Source organism: Mesorhizobium sp. L48C026A00 (assembly GCF_000502375.1).
Taxonomy (GTDB): domain Bacteria; phylum Pseudomonadota; class Alphaproteobacteria; order Rhizobiales; family Rhizobiaceae; genus Mesorhizobium; species Mesorhizobium muleiense.
The window spans coordinates 1-20,600 of record NZ_AYWU01000055.1; the positions used below are offsets into that span (position 1 = coordinate 1).

Sequence of the window (20,600 nt, forward strand, 5' to 3'; positions counted from 1 at the left end):
CCGATCAAAGCGCACTTGCCCGCACGCCTTCGGCACGAAGCATCGCCAGGCTCATGACGCTGGCGCGTGACGACCTGTCCAAATCGGACGCTGTACTGATCGCGGCAATCGAGAGCAATGTTCCTGACCTCGTCACCGCGCGAACGCTGATCGACGACTTTCAGCAGATGATCCGATCAAAGGCGGTCGCAAAACTGGACGCTTGGCTGGACGGCGCGAAGGCAAGCCTCGTCGGCTCCTTTGCAAACGGGGTCGAAAAGGACATCGCCGCAGTCCGCAACGCCATTATCTCTCCGTGGTCGAATGGCCAGACCGAAGGCCAGATCACCAAGCTCAAACTCATCAAGCGGCAAATGTACGGCCGCGCCAAGATTGATCTGCTCCAGGCGCGCCTCGTCGGTGCAACTTAGGCTGTGGCCGCAGCGAGAGTGCGTCAGAGCCCCTTTTGCGCGAAAAACCAGGGTCCCGATTCAGTGGTGATTGACACGTCGAGCCGCTCGCCGATCCTGATGGTGCGCTTGCGCACGGTCGCATGCTTCTCGGTCGGTTCAATGGGCAGGAACTCGGCCAGCACCTTCGCCGCCTGCCGGTACGGCATCATGCTTCCCAGCCGCGCCGTCAATTCCATTAGTTCAGGCGTCGCCTGGTCAGGGCAAATTTCCTTCAGCGGAGCAAAGGCGCCGACCGTGCCTGGATAGCACTCCCGGCACGGCAGCCAACGCGGATTGCTAACCTCAACGGCGCCGAGACGCTTCGGATCCGACGTTGTGTAGTCCTTAGCCGGTCGGAATGTGTGGCAGTCCGGGCAAACCCGACGGAAAAGCGCGTAGGTCTCTGCCTCGTGGTTCACGACCGCGCTTTGCAGCGCCGCCATGATCGTCTTGCCCTCTTTGATCGAGAAGCCGATCTCACCGTCGAACAAGCGCTCCCAGCTCTTGCCAATCCGGACTTGCCCACGACAGACGTTGCCGAATTCGTTCTTCCCCTCGATCGTGATCGTCTACTCTACCGCCACCATCGCCTCCTTGAACAAAAAGACGTTCATGGACCGGCCGCTATACCCACCGCGTCGCCATCGCCAACTCCCGGCTGATCAATATGGACCACGATCACGTCGCGTTCCGCTGGCGCGATTATCGTTACGGCACCGAGCCCAGCCTGATGTCGCTCGATGCGCACGAGTTCATCCGTCGCTCACATGACGAGTTTCAGGTCAAGTGATATCAAAGGCGCATAGTTCCTCCTTTTCTGTTGGCGGAGCTTCCAGGGTTTGAGCGCAGCTGCGTTGACGCGGCGCGGCGTATTTCCGAGCCTGGTCCAACTCACATGCGGTCGCCGTCTGGGACGGCTGCACCCATAACGTCTTCTGTGGATGGCTCCCGCGATGCAAGAGGTAAATCGACGTTATGGCGCGTTGGTCGGGTGCAGTCTTCTGTCCGGCCTGTTGATGCAGCCATTCGAGACTGCTGGCCCTGATGGGGTCGGCGAACTGGGTCCCAATCTGCTTATCAGGCTATGATGCCTCGGACATTCGACGGGTTGTCCCTGTTCCCGGCCTGACCGGTCTCGCCATCACATCGCGTCGCTCGGCAACGGATGCAGCCAATGCTGTAGCCCCTACCGGACCGATACCGGGGATCGTCGGCAAGCGTCGCGCGACGTCCGTCGGTTCGTTGGAGGGCACTGATCGAACGGTCGATCGCCTGGAGACGAACATGGGTGTCGAGCACCTGCCCGCACAGAAGACCGAGCAACCTGCGTTGCCATTGCCGGCACTTCCGGCGTCGCTTCCTTCGCGGCGATCTGGTGCGCCAGCCTGAGCGCCCGCTCCAAACCTTGGGGAATGTCGATGCCGAACTCAGCCAACAAGCCGCGGATCATCTTCACGAGTTGCGTGCGCTGCTTGACCAGAAGATTGCGTGTGCGGTGAAGCGACAGGGCCGCCTGTTGCTCGGCCGACTTCATCGCCACGAAGCGCATGGTCGGGCGTGTCACCGCTTCGCAGATCGCTTCCGCGTCCACCGCATCATTCTTGCCGCGCTTTACATAAGGCTTCACGTAGCTCGGCGGCATCAAGCGGGCCTCATGGCCGAGCTCCGTCAGTTCTCGAGCCCAGTGATGTGACGTCCCGCAGGCCTCGATCCCGATCAGGCAGGGCGGCAGCTTGGCGAAGAACGGCAGAACTTGGGATCGGCGCAGTGCCTTGCGAACAACAACGCCCCCAGACGCGTCGACGGCGTGAACTTGAAAAATGCGCTTGGCTAGATCAAGGCCCACGGTGGTAATCTGCACGGCGGATGGCTCCTTTGCTCGGGTTGCCTGACAGCAAACCCACTGTGGCACTCAGATGCCGGGAGCGGGAGCCATCCACCTCATCTGCTTTCGGCGGGCAAGGGAGACCATTCTTCCTGTCGGTGGTTCAGACCAGCGGCGGATTCGGTTGTCTCCCTGGATCCGCGGGGGGCTAATTGGCCCTCCGGATAGGTATGCCAGGGTTGATCGCCTTAGGCGGTTTTCATGACGGCGCCCTCGATGACCACCCCTGCGGTCGCATATTTCCAGAGAGCGACGAGCAACTTTCGTGCGAGCGCGACGATCGTTGTTTTGCACACGCGCCCGGCGTTACACTCTGCTCGTTCGCGGAACCAACGAGAGAGCGCTGACTCGGGCTGGTAGCGCAGCCACAGCCAGGCAAGCTCGATCATTGTTGTCCGGAGCCGAGGATTGCCAGCCTTTGAGACGCCTTGCTCGCGGTCGATTGATCCGCTCCGCCAAGGCGTCGGCGCAAGCCCGGCATAGGCTCAACCTGCCTCCGGTGTCGAACTTTCGGAACAGCCCTTCCGTATACAAGATGGCGGCACTCTCGGGGCCAATGCCTTTGAGGTCGAGCAGCAACGCCACAGGCGTGTCCGCGACATCGGCGGCCAGCAACGCGTCACGCTCGGCTTCGACTGACTTGATATGCTCGAACAGCAGCTCGAGGCGATCGAGCTCGCGAATGAGCTGCGCCTTGAGCTGCCTGCCCAGCACACGGCCAACACCCGTCCGGAGATCGTCAAGCCGCTCGCGCCGGTCACGTCGCAGCGGATCATAGCCGGTTATCCCTTGCGCAAATAGCAGTCCCTTGATGCGATTGGCGTGGCTCGTCCGCTCACTGACCAGGACCTTGCGCTCTCGGCAGATCCGGCGCCGATCCTCTGCTTCGGGCGTCGGTGGCTTCGCCATCGCGCATACGCGTGGCTCTCCGCGTTTATAACAAGCAGTGCGCGCACCAGCGTTTCGCCGTCGATCTTATCGGCCTTCGCCCGCCGTCGCCGGCGCGAGGTGGCAATGGAGGCAGGATCAACAACATGGCTCTCGATCCCCTCATGCTCAAGGATACGGTGGATCCAAAAATCGTCCAAACCGGCCTCTTGGATGACGACAATCGGAAAGGTCTCGCCGGTGCGCACTTGAGCCTTTCCCGAAGCTGTGCAAAGCGCGCCAGCAGTCCCGCAATATCACCACCTCGCACCGCATGCTTCGACGTACGCTCACCCCCGCCTGGCAATAGCGACGTCACCGCCGCGTCGACTTGCTGAGTTCCAGTGAAACTAAAATCGCGCCAAGATGGGTGCGGATAGCGGCAGGCGCCTCGGGTCGATCATCTGCAATAAGCATGATTGCTTCCACAAAGTTAATTTGACCAGCAACCCCACTCTGCCACCGCGTGGGTCGCTATCCCTTTCTCGTCATGGGATCTTCCTCCTGCACACGCTGCCCGACGGCTTCCACCGCATCCGCCACTATGGCTTCCTCGCCAATGGATGCCGCCCGACTCGCCATCATCCGGCAACTCCTGTGGCGATGAAGCTCGCTCTGACCACCGCAGCCGGCGAGACCACCAGGCCGCTCCCGCGCTTTGACCCAACCGTCTGTCCCTGCTGGCGGCATTCTGCGCATCACCGCCGCGATGGCGCACTGGGCCGTCACGATCGCAGCCGGATACCTCATGACGACAGGATGTCGCCCCAGCATCGATCGTGGCAGTATCGAGGCATCAGCGTCGACGGACGCAATGACCACGTGACTACTCAGACAGCCATCTTGGTCCTAGATGAGGCCGATACACAAACTGCATTTGACGGAAGGCGCTGGACGATTGATTTTGATGAAGGCGCCAAGTCGCCTCGCCAATAATTTGGGAACAACAGATGCAAAGCGTTGAGACTTTCCGGTATTTGCAGGGAGAGGCAACCGAGTGGCGCCGCTACCTCCACAGAATCCCGAGCTCGGTTATGGAGTACACAACACAGCTGACGTTGCCCCTTCGGCTTAATCCGGTTTGAAGTTAGCTCTGGCCCAGCAAGAGGACCAGAGAATGAAGCGCAGCCGTTTCAGTGAAGAGCAAATCATCGGAATTCTGAAGGAGCACGAGGCAGGGGTTTCGGTGAAAGATCTGTGCCGCCAGCACGGCGTCAGCGACGCCAGCATCTACAAATGGAAAGCGAAATACGGAGGCATGGAGGTGTCGGAGGCGAAGCGGCTGAAGACGCTGGAGGAGGAGAATGCGCGACTGAAGTGGCTTCTGGCTGACGCCATGCTCGACAATGCCGCGTTGAAGGATCTTCTCGGAAAAAATGTATGGTCCGCCCCGTCGGTGCAAGGTGTCGCGACATCACGAATGACGATTTCAGTTGCATAAATGTATCCGGCCTCTCGCGGGTGGACTGCTGTTGCAGCCAGGCCATGATGAGATCCGCACATGCCGTTCCCAATAAATGGTTCGGGCACGAAGCCCGCTTTTTTGCACAGGGCTTACGGCATGCTGATCCACTGTTTCGGCATCACGATTCCCGAGCCTTGCAATCGAGCCGCAAGCGTCAGGCGAACGCAGGATCTCTGCGTACGAGTGCACCCGGCTTGTTTAAAAGCACCCAGACAATGCGTGCCATCTTGGCGGCAAGTGCGACGACGGCTTTGTTCGGATGCATGCGAGACTGAAGACCGTTGAGCCAGCTTCCCAAGCGATCGCGCGTTCGGTCCAGATGCCGAAAGCAGGATCGCGCTCCGTGCACCAGGAGCTTTTTCACATAGCGGTTGCCGCGTTTGCTGATGGCCAGCAACGTCTGTTTTCCTCCAGTCGAATATTGTCTGGGCACCAAGCCCAGCCATGCCGCTAGATCGCGGGCTGTGCGGAACTGCTGCCCGTTGTCGATAGCGGCGAGCAATGCAGTCGCACCTAATGCGCCGATACCAGGGATTGTCATCAGTCGGCGTGCGACGTCCCTCTCGATCGGCTATCGCTTCGATCTCCTTCGTCACCTGGCGGATACGCTCTTCAAGGCGAGAGAGATCGGCGTTTAAATCGCCCAGCAGCCGGCGCATTGTCGGCGACAAATCGTTCTCCTCGTCATTCAAGGCGTGCGGCAGATCAAGTTTGAACAATCCCGCGCCTTGACGCAAAGGGGCGCCGTAGTCGAGGCAGAAAGCCCGCATCTGGTTGATCAAGCGCGTCCTCGAGCCGATCATCTGGTCACGAATCCTGTGCAGCGCTTGAAGATCGACCTGATCAGTTTCCTTCACGGTGATGAAGCGCATTGTCGGCCGTGTCGTAGCCTCCGCGATCGCCTCAGCGTCGATCATATCGTTCTTGTTCAACTTCACGTACGGCTTCACGAAATTGCGCGGGGATCAAGCCCACTGTGTGACCAAGTGCCTGTATTTTCCGGGCGAGCCACTGTGAACCTGCGCAGGATTCCATGCCGACTATGCTCGGATCTGCGCGTGTAAAGAACTGCAGAAGGGTCTCTGGCCGAAAGCGGGCTTTCTGAACAGGCGTGCCGTCGCAGCTCAGGCCAACGACGTGGAAAATGTTCTTGCCAATATCGATTCCATAGACAGCCGCGGGTCACGGCAAATTACGATGCGCCATGCTACTTTCCTCCATTGATCTGACCTCCGCATGATGAGCGAGGAGGACGGGGCGGACCATCCCATTAATGGTGACGCCCGCTGCCGAGCGAGAGGCTGTCGTTCATCTTCGAAAAACCTACGAGATGAGCGAGCGGCGGGCCTGCAAGATCATTGGGTGCAGTCGGATGACGGTCCGCTATGCGGCGATCCGCGGCGACGACCGGGACCTGCGGGAGCGGATGAAGGCGATCGCGCATGAGCGCCGGCGCTTCGGCTACCGACGTCTGCATGTGCTGTTGCGGCGGGAAGGCTATGTCGTCAATCACAAGCGTTTGTTCCGGCTCTATCGCGAGGAGAAGCTTGCCGTGCGGCGGCGGGGTGGACGCAAGCGGGCGATTGGAACGCGGTCACCGATGATGGTTCCGGTTGCGCCGAACGACCGCTGGTCGCTGGACTTCGTCTCCGATCAACTGACCGACGGTCGCCGCTTCCGTGTTCTGGCTATCGTCGACGATTGCACGCGCGAATGCCTGGCGTTGGTCGGGGACACGTCATTCTCCGGCGTGCGGGTTGCGCGCGAACTCGATCGCCTCATGATGGAGCGCGGCAAGCCGAAGATGGTCGTCAGCGACAATGGCAGTGAACTGACCAGCAACCCCATCCTCGCCTGGCAGACGGGAGCCATGTCGCATGGCATTACATCGCACCGGGCAAGCCAATACAGAATGCCTGCGTGGAAAGCTTCAACGGACGCCTCCGCGACGAACTCCTGACCGAGACGCTGTTCACGTCATTGCCTCAGGCGCGCGCTGCGCCTGCCAGTTGGCGAACGGATTATAACGTCCATCGCCCACATTCGCGGCTCGGGTGGCAGACACCCTTCGAGTTCGCCAACCCTTCAGCCCGCGACGGGACACGCGGTACGCACCATGATCGGCTCCGCGCCTTTGCCCGTCGCTCAACCCGCCCCACAGGGCAAGACCGATCGCCTGAGCGAACTTCGGGTTGGATAAAAAACTGGGGGCAACGTCATCTGCCGCCAACGACAGCGAGTTTCGTTTCCGGCGGCAAGAGTCGCGTCAGCGTGAGCCCGCGTCTCGATAACGAGGGCGCGCGCTCGTGTCAAATGTCAAATGGATAAGCTAGATTTCATGTAAAATCATCATGTCGCAAATTAGTTAACAGAGGTTCCATCAATTTTAATAAACATTATCTTTGGACATTCGCTAATCGCTGTTATATTGACTGCCGGAAAGTTAGATTGAAAACTGGTTCGGTTAGAGATGATAACGGCAGGCCGAATCTAGGTGGAGTAGTTAAGAGATGGAACAAGTTCCTGGTGAAGGCGAAGCAGTTCTTAGCGTCCTAAAGAGTTCACTTGAGCCGTCGTATCGGATAGTTTGCTTCCCTCATGGCGGGGGTAGCGTCCAGTCCTTCCGTAATTGGTCGGACTATCTCCCCGACGACGTTGAGCTTATTTGCCTGGATCTTCCCGGGCGCGGCAAACGATCAGCGGAGGCCGCCATTCGCAGCATGGACGTACTGGTACCCATGGTCATCGAGGCGCTCCAGGCATACAGCGATAGGCCTTTTGTTTTCTTCGGCCATAGCGCAGGTGCCCTCGTGGCCTACGAGATTGCCCGCTCCCTAGAGGAGGCCCGTCGGCCATCTCCCTTCCATGTTGTTGTATCTGCTCACCCGTCGGCCGACCTGCCCCCGCAAGAGCCGCCGATGTATAGATACGAGGATGATAAGTTAATTGATGTGATCCGTACTCTTGGCATGGTCCCCAAGAAGGCGCTGGCAAACGAGAAACTGCTACTGGATTTCATTTTGCCGCCCTTGAGGGCCGACTTCGAACTTGCGGAGACTTACGACCGAAACCTGCCAACGCGCCTCAAGGTTGCAATCACTGCAATGGGCGGAGTTAAGGACGAAATCAATGCCAATGACCTAGACGGATGGCATCGGCTTACGACGTCTCGCTTTGCTCGGATTATGTTTGATGGCGATCACTTTTTCACTCATTCCATGACGGAGGAGGTGGTGTCTAGCCTCCTGCGCGAGATTGGCGAGGTGAAGGGACAACTTCCAGCTTCCATCCAACACGGCGAAGCCCTCCCTTATAATAGTCTAACCCTGCATGAGCAATTCCGCAAACAAGCGGCTCTCACCCCCGACAGTCCTGCGATCGTTTCAGAGGCTGCGACCATCACATATCGTGAACTCGACGACTTGAGCGACATTCTATCTGGGCACCTCCTCGGACAGGGTCAGAGCCGAGGTTCCCGCGTGGGTATCATGATGGATACTTCACCTGAATACGCCGTCGCTTTGTTCGGTATTCTTAAGACAGGGGCTGCCTATGTCGTGCTTGACAAAGCACTGCCCGTTGCTGCGGTAAAGAGAATACTTGAGAAAGCAAGTGTTGAAATCGTTGTCACCAACAACCGTTTTGCAACTAAGCTTCCGCCTGACTGGCCCGGTATTGCGCTGTCGCTCGACGAGGGTTGGGAAGCACAACTTGGCAAGGCCAGTCCGGTCAATCCCCAAGCGGTGGATATCGACGCGCCGGCCCAGATTGCATTTTCGTCTGGCACGACTGGTGAACCAAAAGGGGCCGTCTGTCCTCATCGAAGCGCTGTATCCTCTTACCAGTGGCGCTATTGCGCGCTGCCATATGCGTCTGATGAGCGTGAAGCGGTCAATCTCTTCGGGGCTATCATGCGGCCGATCCTCGCCGGAATTCCAGCCTATCTGATCCCTGATGACGTTATCTACGATCCGCAGCAGCTGGTCGACTACCTCGAACGAAATCGAATTTCCAGAATATTGCTAACTCCTTCACTATTGGATGTTCTTCTCAGCAGCGGCTTCATCGACGTCCCTTCCCGCCTTTCGGATCTCCGATTTATCTACCTATCAGGCGAGGTACTAACGGCAGCGTTGCTTGCGCGTGTGAGGGATGCGCTGCCGCACGTCAGAATCATCAATTACTACGGCGCCACGGAGGCATGTGATATCGCGCATATTGACTTGAGCAAGATCGATCCTGCGACAACACAAAAGGTCGCGCCCGTCGGTCCGCCTCAATACAATGTCAGTGTCTATATCCTCGGGGAGCAACGCGATCCCGTCCCGCTGGGCTTCTTGGGCGAGGTCTTCGTCGGCGGCGATGTCTTGGCTCATGGATATCTCGGCAGCCCGGAGATGACGCGCGAAAGGTTCCTTCCCGACCCGTTCCGCGCCGAAGGCACGATGTTCCGCACGGGAGATCTTGGCCGCATGCTGCCCGGCGGCCAACTAGAGATTTTGGGGCGCTGCGCTTTCATGGTGAAGATCCGGGGATACAGCGTCGTTCCAGCGTCTGTAGAAGCTGCTTTGCTTCAATACGCCGGCGTCCGCTCCGCCGCCGTATTGCCGGAGCTCAATCCGACGACCGGCCAGCCTGATCGGCTGATCGCCTATGTAGTCTTGTCGAATCCGTGCAAGGGGTGGCAGGCTTCTTTGCGGGCATATTTGAAGTCTGAGTTGCCGCACTACGCAATTCCGTCAGAGTTCGTTGCTCTGACCGAATTGCCTATAGCGGCCAACGGGAAACTTGATAGGTCGCGCCTTCGCGCGCTCGCGCAAAAGGCGTGCGCTCCGGTGACCGGTACCGACGACGTCGAACCGGCACTTCACGCAGCTTGGCGCGACCTTCTCCAGGCCGAAGGTGCCGATCCGGACGACAACTTTTTTGACTGCGGCGGACACTCCCTTCTGGCTGCCCGTCTCTGCGCCCAGCTTCGTAAGAGTCTGAAGGTGGAGCTCCGCGTAGTGGAGGTTTTCCTCAATCCGACCTTCAACGAACTCGCGGCTCTTCTCCGCAAACGCGTTGGCGAGCAGGGACGTCCCCAAAGCGCCAAGCTCCCTAAAACTCAGCCAGTCTTGCCGGGTAGGGCGCATGTGAAGGCGTTGGACCGTCGACGCAGCCCCGGTATGGACATTGCGGTGATTGGTATGGCCGCGCGTTTTCCTGGCGCGGAGACGGTGGACGCCCTGTGGGAGAACCTCTGCCAGGGGGTGTGCTCGATCACCTCGCTCTCCACGCAGGAACTCAAGGCCCGGGGCATTCCGGAGGCTGTCCTGAAGCGCCCCGATTATGTGCGCGTGGGCGCCCATCTCAACAATGTGGATCTTTTCGATCCGGATTTCTGGAACCTTTCGAAGCGCGAGGCAACATTAATGGACCCGCAGCATCGCCTGTTTCTCGAATGCTGCTGGAAGGCACTCGAGTCCGCCGGATATGCGCCAACCCAGCATGACGGCCGGACCGGAGTGTTCGCAGGTTCTTCTTCTCCACTCTATCTATTGCACCATTTGAAGGGCAGCGGCCTCATCGACCCCACCAACGCGCCACTCGCTTTCCTGACGGAACTCGGGAACGAGAAGGACTACTTTACCACGCGCGTGTCCTACATGCTGAACCTCAACGGCCCAAGCATTGCGGTGCAAACCTCATGCTCAACTGGATTAGTGGCGATCGCGGTCGCCGCTCAGTCGCTCGCCGGCGGCTATTGCGACATGGCGTTGGCAGGTAGCTCGAGTATCACCTTCCCTCAAGCGGGGTATCAGTTTGTCAAGAACTTCATTAAATCTTCGGACGGTGTGTGCCGAGCCTTTGATGCCGATGCCAGCGGCACGGTGCTCGGAGATGGGGTAGGAGTTGTTGTTCTCAAGCGCCTTGAAGACGCGCTTGAGGCAAACGACCCGATCCACGCGGTGGTAAAAGGATGTGCCATTAACAACGACGGCCGCGCCAAATCGTCCTTCTCGGCGCCTAGCGCGCGAGGGCAGGCCGAAGTGGTGCGCCAAGCACTTGCCTCCGCGGCACTTGGCCCTGAAGATGTGGAATACATCGAAACTCATGGGACCGGCACCAAGGTCGGCGACCCGATCGAGGTCCGCGCTTTGGCAGAGGTCTTCGCGGGGCAAGCGAAAACAGGCCACGCCTGTGCGCTCGGGTCAATTAAACCGAATATCGGCCACGCAAACATTGCCTCAGGGGTGGCGGGCTTTATCAAGACAGTTCTCACCCTTCAGTACGGAGTGATCCCCGCGACCATCAAAATCAACCGGCTAAACGAAGATCTCGGTCTGGAAGACACGCCCTTCTTCATCAATGAGCAGCTTAGACCTTGGCCCCGTCCGCCGGGACGGCCGCGCACTGCCGGAGTCACGGGGCTCGGTATGGGCGGAACCAACTGCCATGTCGTTCTGCAGGAATGGGGCAGCGACAATGCAAGAGCTTGGCCAGGATCGGTCGCACGGGGATCTCATGCCCTTTGCCTATCTGCAAAGACCTCCTCGGCGTTAAGCCGAGCCTGCCGGAATCTAGCCGCGTTCCTGGGCCGTAACCGAGATATCGATCTTGGTGACGTCGCTCATACACTCCGCGTGGCGAGATGCCAGTTCGAGCATCGAACTGTCGTTGTGGCGCGCAACTTGGACACGGCCATCGCGAGGTTGGAAGAAGAAGCGGATCGTGCAGCTGATCGGATCGTTTCCTCGCCGTCGATTGGGTTCATGCTGCCCGGCTGCGGAGTGCAGAAGCCGCGAATGTTCAAAGACCTCTTTGATCACGTGCCAGACTTTCGCAATGCTTTCCTGGCTTGTGCCGCCGCTAGTCGCCGGGTTCTCGATCGTGACCTGGAGACGGTCATGTTTGGAGAAGACGACGCATACCGGACGGCTTCCTTCGAAGAAATCAGTGTCATGATTTTCTCCGTTCAATACGCCATGGCGCGTTTGCTAGAACTGTTTGGAGTGCGGCCCGGTTATCTCGTCGGACACAGCATGAGCGAATACATTGTGGCTACCCTAGCGGGCATTCTAAAAGTAGAAGATGCTGTTGGGCTGACGGTCGTTCGGAGCCGCGCGATGGCGAATCTTGGTATCGATGGTGCTATGCTTGCGGTCGGATGCGGCCCGAACGAGGCTGAGCGTATCCTCACGGAGGACGCTTGGTGTGATCGAGCTGAAGCTGGCGAGATCAGCGTCGGTGTCGTGAACTCAAATACCAGCGTCGTGCTCACCGGCAAGCGGGAACTTCTGGAAAGGCTTCAGGAAAGTCTCGAACAGCGACAGATCCCCAACAACCTCGTGAACACGGCTGGCGTCCCCACCCATTCTCCGCTAATGAAAGGAGCGACTAACGTCATCGACGCGCAGGTCCGTATACTCGAAAGGGGTCTGCCAAATGTCGCCATAGCTCTTAATTCAGGATCCCTGCATGGCGTGAAAGTACCCTTGCCGGAGAGCCACTGGAGTGGGCACGCATCTGGGACTATCCGATTCGATCGCTCTATCCAGACCACGGTCGCGGCTGGTGTAGCTGCCCTCATCGACCTTGGCCCTTCGCGCAATCTGGCGCGTTTCGCACATGGGGCGATCAACCCGGAGGATCGCAAGACCCGAATTCCATCGATTGTCCCAGCCGCGCGCGACGAGAACGATGAAGAGTCCACTGACCGCCATGTCCTTCTGGAATGCCTTGGCGCACTCTGGGCCGCGGGTGTTGCGGTAGATTGGAGACGGGCCAGTGATCAACTGGAACCGTTCGGTACTCGCCGTCGCATTCCCCTTCCAACATACTCATTCGACGGTCACCGATGCTGGCCGGACGATCAGCCTGCGGGCCCGACGGTTCCGCGGCAGCCCGGGGAGCGAGAACGGCAAAGTGGGAAATTGTTCACGACGCCAGATGAGCCGCCAGAAGAGGAGAGAACATCTCTTCCAAAAGAAGAAGTTGAAACAGGAGGGGACAATATGTCGTGTAACGGCGATCCGAAGAGAATTTTCGTTGATGAACTAAAGATTATTATCGGCGCCGACGAAATATGCTTGGACGATAACTTCTTTGATGTTGGAGGGGACAGCCTTATTGCCGCAGAGCTCCAAGCTCATTTGAATAAAAGCGACCTCTGGAGGTCCCCGCAATTGGATGAGATAATCGAGGCGGCGACGTTCGGCGACCTGTATGACCGAATATGCAAGTGTAACCACCCGTCGCCAATAACGACACCTCAAAACTTGTTAGACTAAATGTTGCCGGTCGCCGTGGAACATTTAGTCTAGAACGCAGACGCAGCAGACAGATGCAGCTCTGTTTCTGGCGGTCGGCGAGACTAGTAGCGGATCATCTTCCTGTAGCATGCGCCAGACTCGCACTTCCCAAAGGGAATCCCAAATCGGAGTCGTCTGTTAGGCTGTGACCACTAGATCTCCGAACCTGCTATCGCACATGGCCATCTTGCACCAGGTGGTCGGCGGCGACAATCGACATTTTACGAAGGCGCATATACCACGCACATCAAATGTAACTACATGCCCTTGGAGGCCGGAATGACATCGCAAACCGGAAGCTGCCTTGGAATTTTGGACTTGGAACCTGGCTTGCCATCCGGCGTGACGCCGCCGGCGCCGNGTCGTAATCAGCTCGGACTGCGGCTCTGCTGTTCGGCATCAGGCGGCGGTGGCTGCGGCGGGAAGTGTCCCGGTAGTAATGTCCAGCCTGCTCTTAGTGCCGGCGCTGCTCCGCCAACTGCCCCCAAAAGCCAAACTCGCTGTTGTCACAGCTGATTCACGAGTGTTTCGAGATGATTTGCTTGGGCTCAGTGATCGGGCCGACCGAAATCGGATCGTCATCGGCGGCATCGAAGGCGGTAAGATGTTGGAAAACGCGTGCATGCGTCCGCCACAACCGACCGATATCGCCGACATCGAGAATGATGTGGCAGCTTGTGTCGCGCGGCTCCGCGTCGCACACCCGGATATCGCTGCGCTACTGTTCACGTGCACTGGATTCCCGCCGATAACGCCGGCAATCCGACGTATGACAGGGCTGCCTATCTACGACATCACAACCATATGCCGAATGACGCTTGAGTCCGTTCGCGCCTAAGTTGTCATCGCTTCAAGTTCATCAGGTTTCTCGCAGCCCACTCGAGAAGTTAAAGAAATCTCAGCAAGAGGCTAAAAAATCACGACAGAGGGGCGCCGCCCGAATCGCATCCCACAAGCTACTCTGAACTGCGCCGACTGCTTCGTAGAGCAATGTAAATTGTTATAAAGGAAACATGATGACCAAAGTGGCAATTGTGACAGGATCTGCAACCGGCATGGGCGCGACTTGCGCCATAGATCTCGCAACGCGGGGATGGAACGTCACGATAAACTATAATAGAAGCAAGAAGGAAGCCGGTGAGACTTATACCAAAGTTAAAGCACAAGGTGTTGAAGCGATCGTTGTGCAGGCCGACGTGGGGCAAGACGCAGATTGCCGCAGACTGGTCGCCGAGACTCTGAGCAAATGGGGGCGCATCGACGGCCTTATCAATAACGCTGCCACCACAAAGTTTCAAAAAGACGGCGACCTTGAAGACGTCACACCAGAAGATTTCGACCGCATATTTCGGGTGAACACCACCGGCGCTTTCATGATGAGCCGTGCTGTGTTTCCGGCCATGAAGAGACTATGGGAGGAAAGCGAAGAACGCGGTGCGATCGTAAATGTGTCCAGCAATGCCGCCCTTACCGGCGCCGGCAGCTCAGTGCCCTATACGCTGTCTAAGGGCGCCTTAAATACTCTTACCGTGACGCTCGCACGCTGGCTCAGCCCTGCCGTTCGGGTGAACACCATTTGCCCCGGCTTCATCCAAACCCGTTGGATGCTAAATGGCATTGGCGAAATTGAATACAACAAGATGAAAGAAGACGAGGCACAGCGTACGCCTCTACGCCACGCAGGCACACCGGAACAGATGTCCGAGGCTGCGCTGTTCTTCCTGACGGAAGCATCAAACATTACTGGTCAGATCATTGTTGTTGATGCCGGCGACCATCTGCGCCCGGTTGCAAACACATCTGAAAGACGTCGACGACCAGACTTGATAGCCTGACACCGGGTCAAAGGCAGCGAACTGGGCCATGGCCTTGGTCCAATCACGCGGTGCATTTTGTAGCTTCCTGCTCCAGCGCAATATTCCATTCCTGCGACCGCAGGCGCAAAAAACTGCAGCAACGTGCTGCGTCGGAAACGAACTCGGACGGGCTCGCCGTCGCTATCTAACCTGACGACGTGGAAGCTGTGCTTGACTGAGGGATGATGGGGCGGGAGGACGAGGCGGACCATCCCATTGCGCGCGTCATAGATCTCGACGGGGTGTACGATCCTTGTCGGCCCAACGATCGATTGTTGTTGGGCATGAAGGGCNTCGATTCTGAAGAACCCGTTCTACGCCGGGGTCTACGTCTATGGTAAAAGTGAGAAGCGAACGGAGATTGTCGATGGCCGGGCTCGCAAAAGCTACGGACAGAGCAAGCCTTCTGGAACGTGGGATGTGCTGCTCCAGGATCATCATGAAGGCTATATCGATTGGAGTGAGTTTGAGAGAAACCAGAGCCTTATCCCCGTCAATGCGTTTGGACAGAAAGGAGGAATCAAGTCGGGTCGTGGAGGCTGGCGTTGCCCGGGGGCTTGCTCACCTGCGGCCAGTGGAAGACGGTTGGGGGTTGTCTATTCGGGGCGCGCTCCGGGCCATCCCTATTACCGCTGCGAACGTATCAACCAGATGCTGGCCAAACCGCGATGCATGACTTTTGGTGCGTCTCGCATCGACCCTGCGATCGGCAGGAGATATTGAGGGCCGTAACGCCAATGGCGATCGAGGCCGCAATGGAAGCTGACCNAATGCATCGGGATAATCTGGAAGAACGGCACCGCATGATGGAACTGGACTTGCAACAAGCGCGATACGAGGCATCTCTCGCTGAACGTCGCTACGCCGCTTGTGATCCTGACAATCGCTGCCCAACTNTTGCAACAAGCGCGATACGAGGCATCTCTCGCTGAACGTCGCTACGCCGCTTGTGATCCTGACAATCGCTGCCCAACTTGAGAAGAGCTGGGAGGCCGCGCTCAAGCGCGTGCAAGCCTGTGAAGCGGGTTTGGCCCAAGCGCGACAAATCGATCTTGTCACCCCAGTCCCCGATTTTGCTGGCATTGCCACCGATCTGGAGGCCGCCTGGCGCGCACCTAACGTCGACATGCGATATCGTCAGCAACTCCTTCGTGCCCTCGCGACTGATACCATTGCTGACGTCGATGAAGAGCAGCCTGAAGTCATTTTGACGATCCACTGGAAAGGCGGCCAGCACTCGCAGCTTTGCATTCGCAAACCTGAATCTTGCGTATTCCGATGAAGCCGGCCACCGATTCCGATTTGAAGCCGGCCAGTCATTCCGATTTCATTGCGGCCACCANGGGAGGCCGCGCTCAAGCGCGTGCAAGCCTGTGAAGCGGGTTTGGCCCAAGCGCGACAAATCGATCTTGTCACCCCAGTCCCCGATTGTCCTGCAAGAGCTTGCGCGCCGTCAGCAGGGCCCGGCGCTTCTGGCTCGTCAGCGTCTTGACATGGACCGGGCGGAACAGGTTGACCCGCATCATCTGGGCAATGCCACGGGCATCAATGCGGTCGGATTTGTTCGGCTGCGCCTCCAGGAACGCCTTGGTGTGGCGGGTCTCGATGCAGATCACCGGCAGGCTGGCCTCGGCAAGGCCGCTGAACAGCCATTGCGACAGCGGTCCGGCCTCGAGGCCGATCTGCTCAAAGGTCCAGTCAGGATCCGAGAGCACCCGCACAAGATCCTCGGGATGGCTCGGCACCTTCATCTCCCGGCAGATCTTCCTGTTTCGTCGACAATGCAAATTGCGGTCTCTTTCACGGAGACATCCAATGCTGCATGATGTTTCATGCTGCGCTTCCTCCTTCTGATGCTTGTGGCTGCGCCATGCAGAACCACGTTTACCATCAGCCTCGAAGCGCAGCACCTTCAAGCTTATCCACCATGCCATGGTCGTCCGAAGATGAGGCTCAAGCCGAATACATGGCATGATCGCGGAGCATCCAGCACTCAGCTAAACTGCTGACGTTTGATCTCGCCATGTGGAGAATGGGATGATGAAGCACTTTGTTGGTCTGGATGTTTCCCTCGACCTGACATCGGTATGCGTTCTTGACGAAGAGGGCGCCCTGGTTTGGCGTGGTAGGTTTCCTCAACCCCTGAAGCCTTGACTGAAGCCATTCGCAAGCATGCACCACCATTTGTGAAGATTGGCCTGGAAACAGGACCGTTGTGCACGTGGCATTGGCACGCACTCCGCGAAAACGGCCTTCCTGTCGTCTGCCTTGATGCCAGGCATGCTAAGGTGGCGTTGTCGGTTCAGCCGAACAAGACTGATGACAATGACGCCTGCGGCTTAGCTCAGATTTATTCGGAGCGGCTGGTATAAGGAAGTGGCGGTCAAGAGCCTCGACAGCCATCGTGTGCGGACGTTGCTTTCTTCCCGTGCCCAGCTGGTCAACATGCGCCGCGATCTCGGAACAAAGATACGTGGGCTTTTGAAGACCTTCGGCAGGATTGTGGGGAAAGTCAGTCGAAGGAAATACGAGGAATCCGTTCGCGAGTTCTGCGCGGGGGTGCCTGGGCTTGAAGAGGCTGTTTCAGCGTTGCTGGCTGTCCGCGCACGCATTGAGCAAGAAATTAGAACGTTGGAGGAGCACCTTCTCGGGTTCGCCAAACACAGCGATCCTTGCCGCCGGTTGATGACGGTGCCCGGCATAGGCGTCTTGACAGCCGTCAGCTTCGTCACGGCGGTGGATGTCCAGCGCGCTTTGTCCGTTCATCGGGTGTGGGTGCCTACTTCGGCTTGACGCGGAGACGTATCAATCGGGAGAACTCGATCGTGACGGGTCTGTGTCAAAATGCGGTGATGCCCTCACACGCAGCTATCTCTTCGAGGCTGCAGGCACTCGGCTCGGGTCGGCAGATGGTCTGCGCTCAAAGCGTGGGGCGCGCGCCTGGCTCGCCGGATAGGCAGCAAGAAAGCCCGTGTGGCGTCGCCCGCAAACTGGCTGTGATCATGCATCGGATCTGGTCGACGGCAGCGAATTCCGCTGGTCGAAGGAGGAGGCGACCGCGTGATCACCAGCTAAGCATTAAGCAAGATCCGCCCTTTTCGGCGGTGAATGTCCCTGCCGGGACGATGGCGTTGGTGACCTCGTAGATGGGGAGGCAGCCCTGATTTAAGGTACTGCGTCGATTACATTGAGGCACCCACGTCCCGAACGCCAACATGCGGCGACCTGGTGTTAACCGCGAAGAGAACCACAGAGCCGGCAGGAACATGGATACGCCGAAAAGGAGCTTGCAATCAGCTCCGCGATCAGAGAACCCCATCTCGGAAATTGGCGTTCTCGATCTGGGCGCCGTTTCTGGCGGCGCGTCGTCGCCTCCCTTCGAGCAGGAGGGCCAGCTATTCGCCGTGCTGAAGGGATTTGCATCCGGCTGCGTCTCAAGTTCTTGGAACGCGTTTTCCATGCCGGAAGGCCGAGCTCGCGCAGCATGTCGATGGTGGAATGATCAGCATTTTTTGATTACCTATCTAATTAATTAATGAAAGTAGCCTGGGCCGCGAAGATGGGCGTGCTCGCCGACGGCGGCAGGTTATGCAGTGTGCCTGGAGGCTTTGTGGGACTTGATGAGGGCGCTGATGCTTTTGCAGTTCAGGCCGCCGATCACGGAAGCACGGGCCGAAACGGCTTCGGACTGCGTCGTGTTGATCGCCTGCTTGAGCCTGAGAACGCCGAGGCTTGTTCTGAACCCCTGTTAGGATGTAGCCGACGGGCAAGGATGGCGTGACGAGCCCCTCGGTCTGTGGACCGATCGAGCGAGCCCAACGCCGGAAGCGCTCCGGCGACCATTCCGGGTAGCGGAGGTGCGAACTGGGCTGTGGTCTGGGTCGGTTCCAAAACGGCCCCACCATAGCGGCGCTGATGGGCAGCGACGCGTTTAACCTTGAAGAAGATCTCGATCGTTTGGCTCGTCGCCGGGACATCCACCTTCTCTCGGAGGAGGCTATGCGGCGCGGAGTAGAAAAAGCGCTCGAACTCGACATGATGGTCTGTCGATACATGCGCCAGCTGCCATTCGGCGAACTTGTATTTCCGGCAGCACGGCGAGGGCTGGGCTGTTCCATCGCCTAGAACAGGTCGCGACGGCACTAGTCCATTCGGAGCATAACCTGGGTGTTGATCCGCTCCACAGCCTCCCGGATGGGTCTGCCTTCGTCCAGGGAAAAGAAAGTCTGGTTGTTGAAAGTCACCGCCGCATCGGGCGCGGCGAGATCGTTTCGAATCGTTGAACGGGAAGTTGGCAAGCGGCGTAGGTCGCTGGCCGGGAACACGCCCGACGCTGAGCTTGCGCAGGCGTCTATCGGGCGGCAAGCAGCCGCGCCACCAGCTCGGACGTGTTGCGCACCCCGAACTTTGCGATCATGTTCGCGCGATGGACTTCTACAGTCCTCGGGGAACAACAGATCGACCGGGCCATTTCCTTGCTGGTGAAGCCGTTAACAAGATAGCGCGCTATCCGCGCCTCTGCCGCAGTCAGGCCGTGACCGTGGCTTTGTTCTGCCGCGACCGGGCGATAAGACCAGATTGCCAGTTCCTGTGGATCATCCCGATCAAGCGCGGCACCATGCGCCTCCATCCAAACCACCTCCCCATCCTTGCGGCGCATGAAGCGGGTGTCGCGGTAGACGGGATCGGTCTGCATGGCGCGGCGGGCTTTTTCGCCGATCACCTCGTAATCGGTTTGACCGGGGTAGAGCACCCGCATTGACTGTCCCTCCACCTCGCGGATCGACCAGCCAAAAACGGACTGGACGCGATGGCTTGCCCGCAGGATGACGCGATTGGAAAGCACCAGCGTCGCGTCCGGCGCATGCAGGAAGCCGATGCGATCAAGATTGCCTAGGTCTCGCGTTCTGGCCGAACCTGGCATAGTTAGTCCTCCACGTATTGACTACGTATTCTTACCAATGGTCGTTTCCTATGCAATCCGCAAAGTTGCCGCGATACGAGGTCCCGCCGAAAAGGCGCGAGCATCGCAAAGCGAAGGTTAAGATGAATAAGGTTTGTCCCAGTGCACCAAATGCCTTGGAGGGTCTGCTATTCGACGGGATGTTTATAGCCGCGGGCGGTTTTGGGCTCTGCGGCATTCCCGAGCTGTTGATCGATGGCATACGGCATGCGGGTACGAAGGAGCTGACGATCGCGTCGAACAACTGCGGCGTCGACGACTTTGGGCTTGGCGTCCTGCTCAAGAACAAGCAGATCAAGAAGATGATCTCCTCTTATGTCGGCGAGAACGCCGAGTTCATGCGCCAGTACCTGAGCGGGGAGTTGGAACTTGAGTTCAATCCTCAGGGGACGCTGGCCGAACGCATGCGTGCCGGTGCCTGCATCGCCGGCTTTTACACTAAACCGGCGTGGGCGCCGTCGTGGCAGACGGCAAGGAGCACAAGATCTTCAACGGGGAGACAACTGTGTTGGAGACCGGCATCGTCGCCGACCTGTCAATTGTGAAAGCCTGGAAGGCAGATGCCTCAGGCAACCTCGTGTTCCGCAAGACAGCGCGCAACTTCAACCCGCCGGCTGCCACCTGCGGCCGGATCTGTGTCGCCGAAGTCGAGGAGATCGTGCCCGTCGGCAGCCTGGAGCCTGACCAGATCCACCTGCCGGGGATCTATGTGCACCGCCTGATCCAGGGCGAGCACGAGAAACGCATTGAACAGCGCACGACGCGTGCTGCGGCTTGAA

The 20,600-nt window shown here is 58.4% G+C and carries 11 protein-coding genes and 9 pseudogenes; 13 read left to right on the top strand and 7 right to left on the bottom strand.

Annotated elements, in window-relative coordinates; genetic code table 11:
- Positions 1 to 410, top strand: a 410-nt coding sequence (locus X738_RS79100; protein ID WP_023803934.1) for an ISL3 family transposase, incomplete at its 5' end; no start/stop codon positions are given.
- A 23-nt stretch (positions 411 to 433) separates the two neighbouring features.
- Here X738_RS79100 and X738_RS84045 read toward each other — a convergent pair.
- Positions 434 to 874, bottom strand: a complete 441-nt coding sequence (locus X738_RS84045) for a hypothetical protein (RefSeq protein WP_156942762.1) — start codon at positions 872 to 874, stop codon at positions 434 to 436.
- Positions 875 to 1,041: 167 nt separating this feature from the next.
- Between X738_RS84045 and X738_RS88595 the strand changes: the two are divergent.
- Positions 1,042 to 1,194: pseudogene (locus X738_RS88595) on the top strand (transposase); the annotation flags it as partial.
- Between the two features lie 567 nt (positions 1,195 to 1,761).
- Here the strand turns inward: X738_RS88595 and X738_RS0144765 are convergent.
- Both X738_RS0144765 and X738_RS84055 read right to left on the bottom strand, forming a co-directional pair.
- Positions 1,762 to 2,292: pseudogene (locus X738_RS0144765) on the bottom strand (IS110 family transposase); the annotation flags it as partial.
- A 212-nt stretch (positions 2,293 to 2,504) separates the two neighbouring features.
- Positions 2,505 to 3,660, bottom strand: a pseudogene (locus tag X738_RS84055) (IS110 family transposase).
- Between the two features lie 81 nt (positions 3,661 to 3,741).
- Between X738_RS84055 and X738_RS89845 the strand changes: the two are divergent.
- Positions 3,742 to 3,995, top strand: a pseudogene (locus tag X738_RS89845) (transposase); the annotation flags it as partial.
- Positions 3,996 to 4,360: 365 nt separating this feature from the next.
- A pseudogene (locus X738_RS79125) lies at positions 4,361 to 4,624 on the top strand (transposase); the annotation flags it as partial.
- Between the two features lie 238 nt (positions 4,625 to 4,862).
- Here X738_RS79125 and X738_RS79130 read toward each other — a convergent pair.
- A pseudogene (locus X738_RS79130) lies at positions 4,863 to 5,872 on the bottom strand (IS110 family transposase).
- Positions 5,873 to 5,981: 109 nt separating this feature from the next.
- On the opposite strand from X738_RS79130, the pseudogene X738_RS79135 reads away from it, so the two are divergent.
- The 6 genes and pseudogenes from X738_RS79135 to X738_RS85635 form a co-directional block, all read left to right on the top strand.
- Positions 5,982 to 6,908, top strand: a pseudogene (locus X738_RS79135) (IS3 family transposase); the annotation flags it as partial.
- Positions 6,909 to 7,218: 310 nt separating this feature from the next.
- Positions 7,219 to 12,981: a type I polyketide synthase gene (locus tag X738_RS79140; RefSeq protein ID WP_023803946.1), complete on the top strand. Its 5,763-nt coding sequence runs from the start codon at positions 7,219 to 7,221 to the stop codon at positions 12,979 to 12,981.
- 460 nt (positions 12,982 to 13,441) lie between these two features.
- Positions 13,442 to 13,840 carry a hypothetical protein gene (locus X738_RS84065; RefSeq protein WP_084833977.1) on the top strand — a complete coding sequence of 133 codons (399 nt, stop codon included), beginning with the start codon at positions 13,442 to 13,444 and terminating at the stop codon, positions 13,838 to 13,840.
- A 178-nt stretch (positions 13,841 to 14,018) separates the two neighbouring features.
- On the top strand, positions 14,019 to 14,837 hold the full coding sequence (locus tag X738_RS79150) for an SDR family NAD(P)-dependent oxidoreductase (protein ID WP_036270581.1): 819 nt from the start codon (positions 14,019 to 14,021) through the stop codon (positions 14,835 to 14,837).
- Between the two features lie 321 nt (positions 14,838 to 15,158).
- Positions 15,159 to 15,581 (top strand): recombinase family protein, encoded by a 423-nt coding sequence (locus tag X738_RS86510; RefSeq protein WP_245277878.1) that lies wholly within the window; start codon positions 15,159 to 15,161, stop codon positions 15,579 to 15,581.
- A 226-nt stretch (positions 15,582 to 15,807) separates the two neighbouring features.
- The gene (locus tag X738_RS85635) at positions 15,808 to 16,140 is read left to right on the top strand and encodes a hypothetical protein (RefSeq protein ID WP_156942764.1); all 333 of its coding nucleotides are present in this window, start codon (positions 15,808 to 15,810) and stop codon (positions 16,138 to 16,140) included.
- 151 nt (positions 16,141 to 16,291) lie between these two features.
- On the opposite strand, the pseudogene X738_RS79160 reads toward X738_RS85635, so the two are convergent.
- Positions 16,292 to 16,692 (bottom strand): annotated as a pseudogene (locus X738_RS79160) (IS110 family transposase); the annotation flags it as partial.
- A gap of 542 nt (positions 16,693 to 17,234) precedes the next feature.
- On the opposite strand from X738_RS79160, the gene X738_RS89850 reads away from it, so the two are divergent.
- Both X738_RS89850 and X738_RS89855 read left to right on the top strand, forming a co-directional pair.
- A complete protein-coding gene (locus X738_RS89850) occupies positions 17,235 to 17,651 on the top strand; it encodes an IS110 family transposase (protein ID WP_023803955.1) in 417 nt (138 codons plus the stop codon).
- Entirely contained in the window at positions 17,599 to 17,814 is a 216-nt protein-coding gene (locus X738_RS89855) for a transposase (RefSeq protein WP_245277877.1), read from the top strand. The genes X738_RS89850 and X738_RS89855 overlap by 53 nt, the downstream gene beginning before the upstream one ends.
- Before the next feature lie 701 nt (positions 17,815 to 18,515).
- Here the strand turns inward: X738_RS89855 and X738_RS89480 are convergent.
- Both X738_RS89480 and X738_RS79175 read right to left on the bottom strand, forming a co-directional pair.
- A complete protein-coding gene (locus X738_RS89480) occupies positions 18,516 to 19,001 on the bottom strand; it encodes a Mu transposase domain-containing protein (protein ID WP_373420504.1) in 486 nt (161 codons plus the stop codon).
- Between the two features lie 208 nt (positions 19,002 to 19,209).
- A complete protein-coding gene (locus X738_RS79175; protein WP_023803957.1) occupies positions 19,210 to 19,782 on the bottom strand; it encodes a LuxR C-terminal-related transcriptional regulator in 573 nt (190 codons plus the stop codon).
- Between the two features lie 122 nt (positions 19,783 to 19,904).
- On the opposite strand from X738_RS79175, the pseudogene X738_RS79180 reads away from it, so the two are divergent.
- A pseudogene (locus X738_RS79180) lies at positions 19,905 to 20,599 on the top strand (CoA transferase subunit A).
- Position 20,600 lies beyond the last annotated feature (1 nt).